This is a genomic window from Streptomyces sp. NPDC101151 (assembly GCF_044768335.1).
GTDB lineage: Bacteria > Actinomycetota > Actinomycetes > Streptomycetales > Streptomycetaceae > Streptomyces.
In genome coordinates, this window is record NZ_JBIWPP010000004.1 from 98,147 (window position 1) to 112,989 (window position 14,843).

The 14,843-nt window shown below is 69.6% G+C and carries 12 protein-coding genes and 3 pseudogenes; 8 read left to right on the top strand and 7 right to left on the bottom strand.

The window, feature by feature from the left end; genetic code table 11:
- Positions 1-254: 254 nt before the first annotated feature.
- Together ACIRU3_RS08855 and ACIRU3_RS08860 are read left to right on the top strand one after the other, a co-directional pair.
- Positions 255-677 (top strand): annotated as a pseudogene (locus ACIRU3_RS08855) (FAD-dependent oxidoreductase); the annotation flags it as partial.
- Positions 678-703: 26 nt separating this feature from the next.
- Positions 704-1,102, top strand: coding sequence for an NUDIX hydrolase (locus ACIRU3_RS08860; RefSeq protein ID WP_404053455.1), 399 nt, complete (start codon positions 704-706; stop codon positions 1,100-1,102).
- Between the two features lie 126 nt (positions 1,103-1,228).
- On the opposite strand, the pseudogene ACIRU3_RS08865 reads toward ACIRU3_RS08860, so the two are convergent.
- From ACIRU3_RS08865 to ACIRU3_RS08885, 5 genes and pseudogenes are all read right to left on the bottom strand, one after another.
- Positions 1,229-1,509: pseudogene (locus ACIRU3_RS08865) on the bottom strand (nucleotidyltransferase domain-containing protein); the annotation flags it as partial.
- A gap of 394 nt (positions 1,510-1,903) precedes the next feature.
- A complete protein-coding gene (leuD, locus tag ACIRU3_RS08870; RefSeq protein WP_404053458.1) occupies positions 1,904-2,500 on the bottom strand; it encodes a 3-isopropylmalate dehydratase small subunit in 597 nt (198 codons plus the stop codon).
- Positions 2,501-2,511: 11 nt separating this feature from the next.
- Complete coding sequence (gene leuC / locus ACIRU3_RS08875; protein WP_404053461.1) at positions 2,512-3,903, bottom strand: 3-isopropylmalate dehydratase large subunit; 1,392 nt, start codon at positions 3,901-3,903, stop codon at positions 2,512-2,514.
- 39 nt (positions 3,904-3,942) lie between these two features.
- On the bottom strand, positions 3,943-5,418 hold the full coding sequence (locus ACIRU3_RS08880) for a class I adenylate-forming enzyme family protein (protein ID WP_404053464.1): 1,476 nt from the start codon (positions 5,416-5,418) through the stop codon (positions 3,943-3,945).
- A complete protein-coding gene (locus tag ACIRU3_RS08885) occupies positions 5,418-6,104 on the bottom strand; it encodes a class I SAM-dependent methyltransferase (RefSeq protein WP_404053467.1) in 687 nt (228 codons plus the stop codon). The genes ACIRU3_RS08880 and ACIRU3_RS08885 overlap by 1 nt, the downstream gene beginning before the upstream one ends.
- A 196-nt stretch (positions 6,105-6,300) precedes the next feature.
- Here ACIRU3_RS08885 and ACIRU3_RS08890 point away from each other — a divergent pair, with 196 nt between their 5' ends.
- From ACIRU3_RS08890 to ACIRU3_RS08915, 6 genes are all read left to right on the top strand, one after another.
- Positions 6,301-7,992, top strand: a complete 1,692-nt coding sequence (locus tag ACIRU3_RS08890) for a 2-isopropylmalate synthase (protein WP_404053469.1) — start codon at positions 6,301-6,303, stop codon at positions 7,990-7,992.
- A 276-nt stretch (positions 7,993-8,268) separates the two neighbouring features.
- On the top strand, positions 8,269-9,321 hold the full coding sequence (locus ACIRU3_RS08895; protein WP_404053472.1) for an iron-containing redox enzyme family protein: 1,053 nt from the start codon (positions 8,269-8,271) through the stop codon (positions 9,319-9,321).
- A gap of 36 nt (positions 9,322-9,357) precedes the next feature.
- Positions 9,358-10,047 carry a 2OG-Fe dioxygenase family protein gene (locus ACIRU3_RS08900; RefSeq protein WP_404053475.1) on the top strand — a complete coding sequence of 230 codons (690 nt, stop codon included), beginning with the start codon at positions 9,358-9,360 and terminating at the stop codon, positions 10,045-10,047.
- Positions 10,044-10,922, top strand: coding sequence for a diaminopimelate epimerase (gene dapF, locus ACIRU3_RS08905; protein WP_404053478.1), 879 nt, complete (start codon positions 10,044-10,046; stop codon positions 10,920-10,922). Before ACIRU3_RS08900 ends, dapF begins: the two co-directional genes overlap by 4 nt.
- Entirely contained in the window at positions 10,919-13,045 is a 2,127-nt protein-coding gene (locus ACIRU3_RS08910) for a molybdopterin-dependent oxidoreductase (protein WP_404053481.1), read from the top strand. The genes dapF and ACIRU3_RS08910 overlap by 4 nt, the downstream gene beginning before the upstream one ends.
- Before the next feature lie 3 nt (positions 13,046-13,048).
- The gene (locus tag ACIRU3_RS08915; protein ID WP_404053484.1) at positions 13,049-13,744 is read left to right on the top strand and encodes a M24 family metallopeptidase; all 696 of its coding nucleotides are present in this window, start codon (positions 13,049-13,051) and stop codon (positions 13,742-13,744) included.
- A 119-nt stretch (positions 13,745-13,863) separates the two neighbouring features.
- On the opposite strand, the gene ACIRU3_RS08920 is transcribed toward ACIRU3_RS08915, so the two are convergent.
- Together ACIRU3_RS08920 and ACIRU3_RS08925 are read right to left on the bottom strand one after the other, a co-directional pair.
- A complete protein-coding gene (locus ACIRU3_RS08920; protein WP_404054412.1) occupies positions 13,864-14,505 on the bottom strand; it encodes a LysR substrate-binding domain-containing protein in 642 nt (213 codons plus the stop codon).
- Positions 14,506-14,565: 60 nt separating this feature from the next.
- A pseudogene (locus ACIRU3_RS08925) lies at positions 14,566-14,772 on the bottom strand (LysR family transcriptional regulator); the annotation flags it as partial.
- Positions 14,773-14,843 lie beyond the last annotated feature (71 nt).

Below are 14,843 nucleotides of genomic sequence, written 5' to 3' on the forward strand. Positions count from 1 at the left end.
GGGTCTGCTGCTCCGGGGTCGCGTGGTTTCCCGGTCTGTCGGGCACGGAAGGGGCACGCTGGGCGCCGATCCGCTCGTGGACCAGGTGCAGCAACAGCTGTTCATGCTGCAACTGCTCGGCGACGAGCACGGAGGGGCGCGTCATCTCCCCTATGGGGGGTGCCCAGTTCCGGGCAATCGGGCTGCTGATTCGCGAAGGCGGCCACTCGCCGGCTGTCGCGAGCCGTCTGAGCCGCGCGCTCGCGGAGATCGGGGGCTACCGATTCACGGTGCCTCTGATCGACATGCCCATTTACCTGGACCACCTCATGCGCCGGCGGCTGCACGATGCCGGGGGAGCGGGCGAGCGGCGACGGCCGGCCTCGCTCGCGGATGCCGGTGCGGCTTCGGTGATCGTCAACTCACAGCGATCGACGGCGAGGGCGACCTGGCCCCCGACGACAAGGCGGCCGCCGGCATCCTCGCCCGCTGTGCCGAGGTCGAACCCCGCCTCGCCGAGGCCCGCGTCCTGGAGCACCGGATCGGCGCTCGGCCGACCCGCGCCACGATCCGTGTGGAGAGCGACTGGTGGGAGGACGGCACCGTGGTCGTACACAACTATGGGCACGGGGGGCGTCGGCGCCACACTGTCATGGGGGTGCGCCGAGGAGACTCGGATGTTGCTCGCCACCAAGTGATCCGAAGCCTTGGAGGAACAGGCGTTGTGGCGGAACAGCCGGGCGTAGCCGCAGCCGTCATCGTTCACAGGGGACGCGTACTGATGGTGCGTCGCCGTGTCAGCGAAGGCTCGCTCTCCTGGCAGTTTCCGGCCGGCAAGGTCGAACCTGGTGAGACTCGAGAAGACGCGGCCGTGCGTGAAACGCAGGAGGAGACCGGCCTGGCTGTAGCGGCTGTGACGTCGCTCGGCGAGCGAGTTCATCCGGAGACGGGCCGGCTGATGTCGTACGTCGCCTGCGATGTAGTGAGTGGCACGGCCCACATCGCCGCCCCCGACGAACTGGCCGAACTTGCCTGGGTGACCCGTGGAGAGATCCCTCAGTATGTGCCCGCCGGGCTGTTCGAGCCCGTGCAGGACTACCTCGACGGAGCCCTGCCCTCCTGAGATCCGGTGCCCGCGACTGGTGGCTTGGGCCACCGAGCTTCTCGCTCACAGTTGCGGGTCAAGTGGTCAAGTGGTCAAGTCGGTGAAGCCGATTGGGCGCTGGCCGCGTCCGCCGTGCACGATCGTTCAAGGAGTGCCGGCACGCCGGTAGCCGACCCACAACCGGCCGCCGGCCTGTTCGAGCACCTCTTCCACAACGGTCACGAGGGGCTCCACCCGCCCGCTCGGCACCTCGTGTAGACCGTGGTGCAGGCGCGTGCTGAGTCCCGGGGCGGTCGTGTCAAGACGGTGTGCCAGCCACTTCCCGCCTCCGCTCCAAGGAACCGCCGATGGCCAGCGCCAGCTCGCCGGTGCGTCGGACCAGCTCGGCGACGGTGACGCTCGCCCTGGTCGTTGCTTCCGACCAGGCCAGTACGGCACCGTGCGGTCTACGCGGAGCAGGTCTCCTACCTTGATCTCCGCAATCATGCCTCCCGCGTCCGCGCGGGCTCGGCCACGGTGAGCGAGCCGGTTCCGACCCCGATTCTGCGCCTCGGCTCCCGTGAGCCAGCCGCCCAGCCAGCAGTCCGCCCGCGCCCGAACAGCTGATTCGGCGGCCGGGTTGGAATGGCTTATGTGGGCCAGCGTCTGCCGCGCAGTGACGGACACCGGGAGCGCTCACGTCATGCAGCTCCAGCTGACGGCGGACTCTCTGCGGAAGAAGAAGGAGAAGGAAGCCATCCGTCCCCGTCCATCCGCGACCGCCGCCCTCCGCGCCGACCAGGACGGCGGTGGTCGCGGCGAGTCAGACCCGCCGCCCCCTCACGCGGAGACGTCCGACCAGGCGGCGCGAGTCCGCTCGTACGCCGTGATCCGGTCGGTGGCGCGCAGCGTCACCTCCAGCTGGGTCAGCCCCGCGACGAGCCTGTCGCGGGCGTCGTCGTCGAGTCGGAACGGCGCCGCCCGGACCCCCGCAGCCTCGCAGGTGACCGTTCGCTCAGCCACGTCGACGCTGATCTCAGCGGCGGCGTCGGCAGTGGTGGCGGTCATCAGGGCGGCGGCTGCCGCCGGCTCGCACCAGACGGGGACCAGCCCGGCGTTGGGCATGTTGTTGCGGAAGATGTCCGCGAAGCCCGGCGCGATCACCGCCCGGAAACCCCACTCGTGCAGCGCCCACGGCGCGTGCTCACGCGACGAACCGCAGCCGAAGTTCGGGCCGCTGACCAAGATCGCCGCTCCGGCACGCTCGGGCCGGTTGAGGATGAAGTCCGGGTCGCGGCGCCACTGTTCGAAGAGGCCCTCGGCGTAACCGGTGCGGGTGGTGTTCTTCAGCCACGCGGCCGGGATGATCTGGTCGGTGTCGACGTTGGGCCGGTCCAGGGGCACCCCACGGCCGGTGACGCGGATGAGCGGTTCCATACGGCTGCTCCCTACAGATCGGCCGGCGTGGCGAAACGTCCGGCAACGGCGGTGGCGGCGGCCGTGGCGGGGGACACGAGATGCGTCCGGGCCCCGGCGCCCTGCCGGCCCTCGAAGTTGCGGTTGGAGGTCGACGCGCAGCGCTGACCCGGCGCGACGGTGTCGCCGTTGATGCCGACGCACATCGAGCAGCCCGGCATGCGCCATTCGAAGCCGGCCGCGGTGAAGACCCGGTCCAGCCCTTCCTGTTCGGCCTGGTGACGCACGAGCATCGAGCCGGGGACGACCAGGCCGCGTACGCCGTCGGCCACGCGCCGCCCGTGCAGCACGTCGGCCGCGGCGCGCAGGTCCTCGATCCGGCTGTTGGTGCAGGAACCGATGAAGACCACATCGATGCCGACGTCGCGCATCGGGGTGCCGGGACGCAGGTCCATGTAGGTGAGGGCGCGCTCGGCGGCGGCCCGCTCTCCGGGATCTGCGCTGGCGGCGGGGTCGGGGACCACGCCGTCGACCGGTACGCTCTGCCCGGGGTTCGTGCCCCAGGTCACCCGCGGCACCGTGGCACCCGCGTCGACGACCAGTTCCCGGCCGAAGACCGCGTCCGTGTCGCTGCGCAACGTCCGCCATGCGGCGACGGCTTCGTCCCACAGATCACCACGCGGGGCACGGGGGCGGCCCTTCAGGTACGCGAACGTGGTCTCGTCGGGAGCGATCAGACCACTGCGCGCGCCCATCTCGACAGCCATGTTGCACAGCGTCATCCGCCCTTCCATGGACAGCGCGCGTACGGCGGGGCCCCGGAACTCGATGAGCGTTCCCGTGCCCGCGTCCGTGCCGCCTGCAGCGAGGATGCCGAGTGCGAGGTCTTTGGCGGTGGCACCGGGCGGGAGTTCGCCGGTGACCGTGACGGCCATGGATTCCGGTCGTCGGGCCCGCAGGGTCTGCGTGGCGAGGACGTGCTCGATCTCGCTGGTGCCGATGCCGAACGCGATGGCGCCGAACGCGCCGTGGGTGGCGGTGTGGCTGTCACCGCAGACGATGGTCGTGCCGGGCCGGGTGAGCCCCATCTGCGGGCCGATCACATGCACGATGCCCTGCCCCGGGCTGCCCACCGGGTGCAGCTCGATGTCGTTGTCGCGGCAGTTGTCGGCGAGCACCTGCAACTGCTTGGCGGCTCCCGCGTCCGACGGCAGCTCGCGTCCGTCGGTCGGGACGTCGTGGTCGGAGGTGGCGACCGCGAGGGCGGGGCGGCGTACCGTGCGACCGGCCTCGCGCAACCCGGCGAACGCCTGCGGCGAACTGACCTCGTGCAGCAGGTGCAGATCGATGTAGATGAGGTCGGACGCCCCGGGCTCCACGACGTGCAGGTCCCAGATCTTGTCCACCAGGGTTTTCCGGGTCATGACTCGCCCTTTCAGAGCATGTCGCCGACGGCGAGTGCGTCAGGAGGAACTCGAGGCCGGGATGTAGCGACGGCGCAGCAGCGCGCGGTCGGCCTTGCCGACGACGGTGCGGGGGATCCGGTCGAACGCCAGGACCGCACCGGTCAGCCCGTGCGAGGCGAGGAGCTTGTCGACAGCGGTGACGGCGTCGTCGTCGGAGGTCCCCGGTGCCGCGCGCAGCACCACGAGCACGCGGTTGCTCAGGGTGTCCGTGTCGGCGGCGAGGCTGACGGACTCGGCAACCGGGCATTGCCCGGCGATGAGTTCGTCGAGGAAGGGAGCGGCCATCGGACCGTCCGTGGCCAGCAGCAGGTCGGTGACGCGCCCGAGCAGGCGGAGGCTGCCGTCGTCCAGGCGCTGGGCGACGTCGCCGGTCCAGAAGTCGGGGCCACGGAAGGTGGCCGCATTGGCCTCGTCGTCGTCCAGGTAGCCGTTGCTGGTGCAGTCGGAGGTGAGCACCAGATGGCCGAGGTCGTCCCGGTCGTACCCGTCGAGCGCCTCCAGACGGGCGCGAACGCCCGCGACCTCGTGCATACCGCCGACGGTCTGCACCTCGTCCGCCATGTTGCCCAGGGCGAGGCCGAACTCGGTCGAGCCGTAGATGTGGCGGATGTGGATGCCGAGGACATCGGCAGCAGTGGCGATGAGGGCCGGGCTCGCGTACGCGCCGCCGCACATCGGGCGGCGCAGCCGGGAGAGATCGGCGCCGGGCTGCTGCGCGGCGGCCGCGATCAGGTCCTCGTAGTGATTGGGCAGCATGCTGGTGTACGTGGCACCGGTCGCGGCCAGCTGCGACAGCAGCGTCGCGGGTTCCGCGCCCGGGTCGGCGAGGATCAGGCGGGCGCCGGCGAGCAGCGCCGCGAAGGCGTGCAGGTCGGTCGCGTGCGCCACGTCAAGGGTGTGTCTGCAGAAGAACGCGTCGCGCTCGGTCGCTTCGATGTGGGCGATCCAGCGCCGGCGCTCGCGAACGAAGGGCTCCTGGCGCCAGGTGACGAGCTTGGGCGCCTTCGTCGAGCCGGAGGTCCACAGCATGCGGAAGGTCCCCGGCGCGAACGCCCGTCCCTCCGGCGCCGCGCCGGCCGGGGCGACGGCGGTCTGCAGCTCGGCGAGCTCCACGCGGGGCAGAGTGACGCCGGCGCGGTGGTGATTCCCGGGGCCGACCCACAGCGCGGGTTCCGTCATCCGCAAGGCACGGGCCACGGCGGTGGCGTCGAAGTCGGCGAGCAGCGGGACATAGGCGGCACCGGCCGCGCAGAGTCCGAGCAGGAAGGCGATGTAGGAGGCGTCGTTGGCCAGGCCCGAGCAGACGACCACACGGCCCTCGGTGACTCCGCGGGCGCGCAGGCCGACCGTGATCCGGTCGGCCTGCGCGAGCAGTTCGGTGTACGAGGTGCGCTCGCCGGCCGTGGTCTCGACCGCGATCGCGTCCGGTCGGCGTCGCGCGATCTCACGAATTGCTTTGTAGAGCGCTGTCATTAAGAGACCCAGCCCGCATAGGTGGCGAAGCGGAAGTCCTTGGCGAGGCAGTCGACGCTGCGGAATCCGGCGTCGCGCAGCCACTGCAATTGGGTTTCCAGGTCGATGCAGACGTCGAATTTCATCCGCTCGCGGCCGGCCGCCCATTCGTGCGCGGGCGCCTGCTCACGGACCACGTGCAGTTCGTGCTGGCTGTCGTAGAGGGATTCCAGGTGCGGCAGCGGGCCCTGCACCTGTTCGACGTTGACAAAGACGCCACCGGGGCGCAGCGCGTCGCGAATGCGCTGGAACAGCCGGCGCTTGTCGGTGTGGCTCAGGTGGTGGATCGCGAGACCGGAGACGACCGCGTCGAACTGTCCTTCCGGCAGCTGGTCGGTCAGGTCGCCGGTCTGCACCGTGACCCCTTCCTGGCTGGCGAAACGGCTGCGGGCCTGCGTAAGCATCAGTTCCGAGCGGTCGACAAGCACCACGTTCGCCTCGGGGAGTTCACGCAGGATCGCCGCGCTCAGCAGGCCGGTGCCGGCGCCGAGGTCGAGTACCCGTGGCGCGGCCGGCACGGTCGCCGCGACGGTGCGCACCGCGGCCTCGTAGATCAGGTCGAACGACGGGATCAGCTGACGACGCAGCGCGTCGAACGTGGTCGGGTCCCAGAGGTCGTTTCCCTTGATCTCAAACGTTTGCGCCACGTCTTCTCTCCGTTCGTCATCATGCCGCAGATGCGGAACGGTGGTGAGTATTGCGGCGCAAAAGAAGTGGTGTCAACGCCGTTGCCATAAAGCGCAATGGCCCCTCCTATTCCCCTACTTCGCTTCTGCGCAGTTTCCTGGATGGCCACTGCATCGATGGCTAGCATGCTTTGCAATTTATGCGCGAGGAGTGTCCATGACGAACGAATTCGCGGCCCGTCCGGTCTGGAACGAGCAGCGCCCGAGCCCCATGCCGGCTCACCGCTACCGCTCGTACGCCGAGGAGGTCGAACCAGTTCTGCTGCCGGACCGGACCTGGCCGGACCGGACGATCACCCGTGCCCCGCTGTGGTGCTCGGTCGATCTGCGCGACGGAAACCAGGCCCTCGCCGTGCCGATGGACCCGGCCCGCAAGCACCGCTTCTTCCACCTGCTCGTGCGGATGGGCTACAAGGAGATCGAGGCCGGCTTCCCCGCGGCCAGCGCGACCGATCTCACGTTCATCCGGGAGATCATCGAGAGCGACGCCGTCCCGGACGACGTCCGCCTCCAGGTCCTCTCGCCGTGCCGGCCCGAGCTCATCGACCGCACGGTCGAGGCCGTGGCCGGGGCGCGCAAGGTGACCTTGCACATCTACAACCCGACCTCCGAGCTGCAGCGCCGGGTGGTCTTCCGTCAGGAGCGGGCGCAGATCCGCGAACTCGCCGTCGCGTCGGCCCGCCGTCTCGCCGCGGCCGCCGAGTCGCTGACCGGTGCCGACGTGCGCCTGCAGTATTCGCCGGAGTCGTTCACCGGCACCGAGCCGGGCTTCGCGGCCGAGGTCTGCAACGCGGTCCTCGACGTCTGGCAGCCCACCCCGCAGCGCCCGGCCACGATATGCCTGCCGGCCACGGTGGAGATGACCACCCCGAACACGTACGCCGACTCGATCGAGTGGATGAGCCGCAATCTGGAGCGGCGCGACTCGGTCATCCTCTCGCTGCACCCGCACAACGACCGCGGCACCGCCGTCGCCGCCGCCGAACTCGGCCTCGCCGCCGGCGCGGACCGCATCGAGGGCTGTCTGTTCGGCAACGGTGAACGCACCGGCAACGTCTGCCTCGTCACGCTGGGCATGAACCTGTTCAGCCGCGGCGTCGACCCCGAGATCGACTTCTCCGACCTGGGCGAGGTCCGCCGGGTCGTGGAGGAATGCACGGCACTGCCGGTGCACGAACGCCACCCCTGGGGCGGCGAGCTCGTCTTCACCGCCTTCTCCGGCGGCCACCAGGACGCCATCAGCAAGGGGATCTCGGCACTCGCCGACGGGGCCGGCTCAAGCGGCTACGACCTGCGCGACGAGCACTGGCAGGTGCCTTACCTGCCGATCGACCCCAGCGATGTCGGCCGCGAGTACGAACCGGTCGTCCGGGTCAACTCGCAGTCCGGCAAGGGCGGTGTGGCGTTCGTGCTCAACGACTCCTACGGACTGCACCTGCCCCAGCAGCTCCGCGCGGACTTCGCCGTCCTGGTCCAGCAGGTCACGGACCGCCAAGGCGGCGAACTGAGCCCCCGACAACTGCGTGAGCTTCTCGACACGGCGTACACACCCGTCCCCGGCCGGCTGCGACTCCTCGACCACACGCCGACCTCCGTGACGGTCAGCCTCGACGGCAACGACAAAGAAATACCCCTGACCGGGACCGCGCCGCTGCCCGCATTCGCCGACGCACTCACCCAGCTCGACCTGAAACTCACCATCACCGCGGCCACAGCGCACAAACTGCCCGACGGCCGGGCAATCGCCTACCTGAACAGTGGTGGGACCTGGGTCATCGGGACCGGCGAAGACACCACCACAGCCGAACTCACCGCCGCCGTCGGCATCATCAATCAGACGCACCACTGACAAGGGCGAAGCGAGCGTCAGCGCCGGCCGGCCACGGGGCAAAGACGGCCCTGCCGGCGTTGGTGCAATCCTTTTGCTAAACGCCCTTGGCCGCGTGTTCGCACGGTGAACAAATCTATTTATGAGCGCGATAAACAACTGAACTTGGACCGCGCGTACCACCTCTGGCTAGGCTGGCATCAATCGAAGCTGAAAACGTATTCGGCGTTTCGCTAAAGGGAATAGCCGGAGCCCTGTCGGCGGACCGAAAAAATGACGACCGAGAGGAACCCCGACATGTCTGATCGGCAGCAGAACGACTTCCCGCTCCTGGCCGATTTCACGGCGGCGCTCACCTCGGCGACCTTCGGGAAATGGCACGAGCTCGTCGACGACTACGTCCACCGCGCCGAACTGGCCGGGGAGTGCCGGCGGCTCGCGGACCTGGCCTTCCGCGGCCGCGACGCCGCGGCGCGCGCACACCTGCACGACGTACTCGCGGTCATCTACGCCTACGAGTTCAGCCAGTCCTCGGCCCGCAACCCCGACCAGGACCCCCAGCCGGTCCTGCGGGACGTCACGAGCATCCTCGAGAACGCCATGCTGGACCATGAGTTCCGGCAGGTGCCCGAGGAGCTGCTGAGCGGCTTTCCCAGCGGCGAGAAGGAGTACGTGCGCTGGCTCAAGGCCCTCATCCAGGACCACCCGGCGAGCGCCCACCCGATGTACTCCGAGCACCTGACGAACTCGGCGACCGTCGAGGACATACGCTTCCTGCTGGCCCAGGAGACCTCCCTGGATCCGCGCTTCGACGACATCCTCGCCGTCATGCAGTTCGGTGCGACCGGCGCCGAGAAGATGGAGATCGCGGCCAACTACTGGGACGAGATGGGCAACGGCGAGTTCGCCGACGTCCATACGACGCTCTTCTCCCAGTGCCTCACCTCGATCGGCGTCGACCAGGACTACGTCGAGTCGAATCTGCTGCCGGTCGCCAGGGAATGCGGCAACATCTCGGCCGGCCTCGCGCTCAGCCGCCGGCACTACCTGCGCGCCATCGGCTACTACGGCGTCACCGAGTTCCTCGCCCCCCGGCGCTTCCGCCAGTTGGTCACCGCATGGGACCGCCTCGGGCTCCCGCCGGAGGGCAAGGTCTACCACGACATCCACATCAACATCGACGCCCACCACGCGGCCGGCTGGTACAAGAACGTCATCGGGCCGGTCGTCGCGCGCGACGCCGCCGCCGGCCGCGAGATAGCCCTCGGCACCTTCGTGCGGCTCAACACCTCGGCGCAGTACCTCGACCAGGTCCTCGAGGCGTGCCTGAAGCAGCCCCTGCCCGCCTGAACCACCGTTGCCCCGCCTCCCCGAAAGGCATCGACCGTGACTCTCAACGCGCAGCACTTTCAGGTCTTCGACCTCCCCGAGACGGGTGAGGACATTCTGAAGAGCTTCGAGGACCTCGCCTTCGACGAGTACATCGGCAACGGCAACCGCTGGCGCCGCTTCTCCCAGTACCGGCTCGAACACCGCGACGGGGCCTGGGACTTCGAGCGGCTCCCGCACCGCCCGTACGTCACCTATTCCAAGTTCAACCCGATCGCGGGCGGCATCCGGCGGCACTACCAGCCGATCCAGGTCGACCTGGTCGAGCACATCCGGGAGGCCTGCGCCCAGATCCCGTTGCCCGAGGACGACGTCTGGCAGATCAACGTCCACCAGTACCGGGTCATCGCCACCAAGGAGCTGCAGGGCGTCGTCGTCCCGGAGGGCGTGCACCAGGACGGCCACGAGTTCGTGGTGATCTCCGTCTACAACCGGGTCGGCATCACCGGCGCCGAACTGACCCTGCGCGGCGCGGACGACAAGGAAAAGCCCGTCTTCACCGCGACCCTGCCGGCGGGGCAGGCCATCGCGTTCGACGACCGTGCGCTGTGGCACTACGTGACCGACATCGTGCCGGTCGAGGAGGAGGGCCACCGCGACATCACGGTGGTGTCGTTCTCGCGCTGGAGCGAGCGCTGGTACGGCGATGCCTTCGAGGAAGAAGCCATCGGTGAGGGCCGCGGATGACCACCCTCCTGAAGTACCACACCCTCGGCAACGACTACCTCGTTGCCGACCCGGAGCTCGGCGCGCCCGCGCCGGGCGCCACGGCCACCCGGGTCCTGTGCGACCGGCGCACGGGCGTCGGAGCGGACGGGGTGCTCTACGGCCCCCTCCCGGCCGCGAATCCGGTGGCCGGCCCGCAGGACACGTTCGATGTACGGGTCTTCAACTCCGACGGTTCCGAGTGCGCGCGCAACGCGAACGGCCTGCGCATCTTCGCCCGATACCTGCGCGAGCACGGCCGCACGCTCAGCGACGACATCACGCTGCGGACACCCGGCGGCGACGTGAGAGTGCGGCTCGGCAGCCCGGTCACCGCCGCGGGCACCATCGACCTGGGCCCGTGGACCCACCACAGTCCCGCACCGGCCGCCGGTGCGGAGATGATCGGCGTACCCCTCGAGATCGAGCAGGGCACCGTGGTGAACGCGACGGCGGTCCACAACGGCGTGCCGCACGTGGTCGCGCTGGTCGACGGTGCGACCGCCGAGCTCGCCGCCCGGATCGGCCCGCGGATCGTCGGGTACGCCGGCTTCGCGGAGCGGCCCAACGCCGAGCTGCTCACCGTCGAGGACCGGCGCACCGTGCGGATCCAGATCTGGGAGCGGGGTGTCGGATACGCTCCGGCTTCCGGCAGCGGTGCCTGCGCCGCCGCCTGCGCCGCCTACCGGCTGGGGCTCACCGATCCCTCGGTGACCGTGGTCATGCCCGGCGGCACCGTGGCCGTGGAGATCACGAAGGACGAGCGGGTGCTGCTCTCCGGACCCAGCTCCTGCGTCGGCCGGGTGACCCTGGCCGACGAGTTCGTGCCGCACCTGCGCGCGGAGCGGCCACAGTGAACCGGGACACCCGAGACCCGGCGAAGGCGGCGCCGCTCGCTCCCGCGCCGGCCGGGCGTGCCCTGAAGATCCTTCCCGGAGGCTGCCCGCTGGACTGCCCGGACGCGTGCTCCTGGCAGGTCGAGGTCGAGGACGGCGTCGCGGTGCGGCTGCGTGGAAACCCGGACCATCCGTACACCCGCGGAACCCTGTGCGTGAAGGTGAACCAGTACCTGGAGCACACGCGGGCCCCCGACCGCCTGATGCATCCCCTGCGCCGGATCGGGCCCAAGGGCGAGGGACGGTTCGAGCGAATCGGCTGGGACGAGGCGCTCGGCGAGATCGCCGACCGCCTCACCGAGGTCGTCGACCGGTACGGCGGGGAGGCCATCTGGCCCTACCAGGGAACCGGGAACCTGGGCTTTCTGCAGGGCTTGCAGGGGCGCGCCGGCGGCCGGCTGTGGAACACCCTGGGCGCCTCCCGCCACGACATGACGATCTGCTCGATCGCGGGCCTGGTGGGCACCGGTTACACGCTGGGCACCAGCCGGGGCATCGACCCGGAGGATCTGCGACACTCGCGGCTGATCCTGCTGTGGGGCTGCAACACGCTCACCACGAGCCATCACCTGTGGAAGGTGCTGTCGCAGGCGCAGCGGTCCGGGGCGTACGTCGTGGCCATCGATCCGGTCCTGACCAAGACGGCTCGGCTCGCCGACGAGCATGTGCCGCTCAACCCCGGCACGGATGCCGCGTTCGCCCTCGGGCTGCTCAACGTGGTGCTGTCGCTCGGGGCCGAGGATCGTGCGTACTTGGCCGAGCACACCGTGGGCTGGCCCGAGTTCCGCGCACGCATCGAGCAGTTCACGCCGGAGCGCACCGCGGAGATCTGCGGGCTGCCGGTGGAGACGGTCGAGCGACTCGGGCGGCGCCTGGCCGTCACCCGGCCCACCGGGATGAAGGCGGCGCAGGGGATCCAGCGGCACGCCGGGGGCGGCATGGCACTGCGCACGCTGGCGGCGCTGCCCGGGGTGACGGGTGACTGGAAGCTCCCCGGCGGCGGTCTGGCCTACTCGACGGACGGCTACTTCGGCGGCGACCGCGAAGCCCTCTTCCGCGACGACCTGCTGCCCGCTCCGGTACGAAGCCTCTCGATGACCCGCCTCGGCGAGGCGCTCACCACGGTCGACGATCCGCCGGTCAAGGCGTTGTTCGTCTACGGGGCCAACCCGGCCACGGCGGTGGGCGGCCAGGGCCAGGTGCGCGCGGGCCTGCTGCGCGAAGACCTGTTCACCGTGGTCATGGAGCATTTCCGCACCGACACCGTGGACTACGCCGACATCGTGCTGCCCGCCACGATGCAGACCGAGCACACCGATCTGCTCGACGGGTACGGGCACATGTACATCACCTGGAACGAGCCCGCGGTCGCCCCGCCCGGCGAGTGCCTGTCGACCACGGAGACGTTCCGCCGGCTCGCGGCGCGGCTCGGCCTGACGGATCCGAGCCTCTTCGGCTCCGACGAGGACCTCGCCCGCGAGCTGCTGTCCAGCGGCCACCCCTCGCTGGACGGCATCGACCTGGACCGGCTACGCCGGGAGGGCTACGCCCGGCTCAACTATCCCAGCCCCTTCGTCCCGTTCGCGGACGGCTTTCCCACGCCGTCGGGGAAGCTGGAGTTCGTGTCCGCGGCGGCGGCCGCCGACGGGTACGACCCGCTGACCGGATACACGCCTCCCAAGGAGGCCGCGGATCCCGAGCTGGCACGCCGGCTGCCGCTGGTGCTCATCTCGTCGGCCTCGCACTTCTTCCTCAACACGACGTTCGCGAACAAGGAATCACTGGTGCGCCGGGCCGGCGCACCCTTCGTGGAGTTGCATCCCGACGACGCGGCGGCCCGGGGGCTGGTCGAGGGACAACAGGTCCAAATCTTCAACGACCGGGGCGCCTTCACCGCGCAGCTGCAGGTGAGCGACTCGGTGCGGCCGGGGGTGGCCCGCACCGCCAAGGGCTGGTGGTCGAAGCTCACAGGGAATCGGGCAGGGGTCAACGCCACGGTGGCCGAGCGGGACTCGGACATGGGCGGCGGTGCGGTCTACCACGACAACCGCGTCGAGGTGTCCGCGACCGAGCAGGGAAGGTGAGGGATGGACGACAACGAGGAAAAGCGCGCGGCGCTCCTCCTGGAGGCACAGGACAAGGCGGAGGAGCTGTTCGAGGAGATCGGGCGCCGGCAGCTGATCGCCGCCGGGAAGAGCGAGCGGGAACTCAGCGATCAGATCCGGGACTTGGCACACGAGATGTTCGGCATCGAACGCTTCTGGCACAAGCGCATCGTGCGCGCTGGCCCGAACACCCTGCACCCGTACCGCGTGAACCCCCCGGACCGGCTGATCGCCGAGGACGACGTGGTGTTCTGCGACTTCGGGCCGCTCCTCGAACAGTGGGAGGCCGACTTCGGCCGCACGTACGTGCTCGGTGACGACCCGGTGAAGCATCGTCTCCGCGACGATCTGTCGGTCGTCTTCGACGCCGGCCGCCGCTACTTTTGCGACCGTCCGGACATCACCGGCGCGCAGCTGTTCGCCGAGATCCAACGGCTGGCGGGCGAGGCGGGCTGGGAGATCGGCGCCACCCACGCCGGACACCTGGTCGGGGAGTTCCCGCACGAGCGCATCAACGGCGACGACATCGAGTACTACATCACCACCGGCAGCGACGATCCGATGCGCCGCCCCGACCGTGCCGGGCGGCTCTGTCACTGGATTCTGGAGATCCACCTCGTCGACCGGTCCCGGGGGTTCGGCGGCTTCTACGAGCAGTTGCTCGATCTCGGCCGATGACGCCCGTCGAACGTGGGCGGGGACAGAGACAACGAAGTGCCCGGTGACCCCGTACGGCCGCCGCGACGTCCGCGGCGGCCGATGATTCGAGCGTTACGGTGAGCTGGTCGGGCTGCGCTTCAGGCGGCCCGTCCGGGCTCGTCGACCAACGGGAACTGGCGGAGCGCCGCTCGGGCGACGGAGAACGCGGCCTCGACCACGTCGGCCGGCGTACCCGGCGCGTGGACGAAGGAGACCGGCACGGGCCCGGGACGAAACGGCAACGTGCCTGCGGGGACGGGCGTCAGGTTCCACTTCTCGCCGCTGTTGGCGAGCAGGCCGATGACGCCGAGCCCTGCCCGGGTGGCCGCTCGCAGCCCGGCCAGGTCGGGGCCTTCGTAGGCCACGTGCCAGGGAACTCCCTGGCCGTCGAGGGCGCTGACGATGTGGGTGCGTGTATTGCACGGCTCGGTGGGCAGCACCATCGGAATGGAACGGCCGGCGGCCAGGCTCGCGGCGTCGTGTGCGTACCAGGCCAGCTGCAGCGAGCCGAGCGGGCGGCTCCGTTCACCTCGGGTACGGCCGATGATGACGGCGATGTCGGTCTCCTGCTCGGCCGTCCGCGCGGCAATGTGCTCACTCGCCCCGATCCGCGCGGTCAGCGTGACCCGAGGCAGGGCGCGGGTGAGGCCGACGAGCAGATCCTGGAGGACGTCTTCCAACTGCTCCGAGACGCCTATGGTGAGCCGAAGGCCTTCTCTCGGTGCAGTCAGCCGGGCCATTGCCTCGTCATTTACGGTGAGGATTTTGCGAGCGTAGAAAAGCAATTCTTCACCGGCATCGCTGAGTTCGAGCCGGCCCCTGGTCCTGACGAAGACCGGGCCGTGCAGGACAGCCTCGAGCCGACGAATGTGGTAACTTACTGCGGGCTGGGTCAGTGCGAGCGCGTCCGCCGCCCGCCGGAAACTCCCCGTTTCCACTATCGTGCTCAGCGTTCGCAGCTGATTCACGTCGAGATTGCGAGACGTGATTGTTCGTTCTGGACTCATAGGTCTTCACTTTCGCATTCGGCAAACCGCCTCGAACATCCCCCGAGATACTCGAACTAATCTTCACGAAG

Excerpts from the sequence above, each read along its gene's own strand:
- leuD (WP_404053458.1), bottom strand. The coding sequence starts at position 2,500 with ATGGAACCGCTCATCCGCGTCACCGGCCGTGGGGTGCCCCTGGACCGG.
- ACIRU3_RS08890 (WP_404053469.1), top strand. The coding sequence starts at position 6,301 with ATGACGAACGAATTCGCGGCCCGTCCGGTCTGGAACGAGCAGCGCCCG.
- ACIRU3_RS08915 (WP_404053484.1), top strand. The coding sequence starts at position 13,049 with ATGGACGACAACGAGGAAAAGCGCGCGGCGCTCCTCCTGGAGGCACAG.
- ACIRU3_RS08920 (WP_404054412.1), bottom strand. The coding sequence starts at position 14,505 with ATGGCCCGGCTGACTGCACCGAGAGAAGGCCTTCGGCTCACCATAGGC.
- leuC (WP_404053461.1), bottom strand. The coding sequence starts at position 3,903 with ATGACCCGGAAAACCCTGGTGGACAAGATCTGGGACCTGCACGTCGTG.
- ACIRU3_RS08880 (WP_404053464.1), bottom strand. The coding sequence starts at position 5,418 with ATGACAGCGCTCTACAAAGCAATTCGTGAGATCGCGCGACGCCGACCG.
- dapF (WP_404053478.1), top strand. The coding sequence starts at position 10,044 with ATGACCACCCTCCTGAAGTACCACACCCTCGGCAACGACTACCTCGTT.
- ACIRU3_RS08895 (WP_404053472.1), top strand. The coding sequence starts at position 8,269 with ATGTCTGATCGGCAGCAGAACGACTTCCCGCTCCTGGCCGATTTCACG.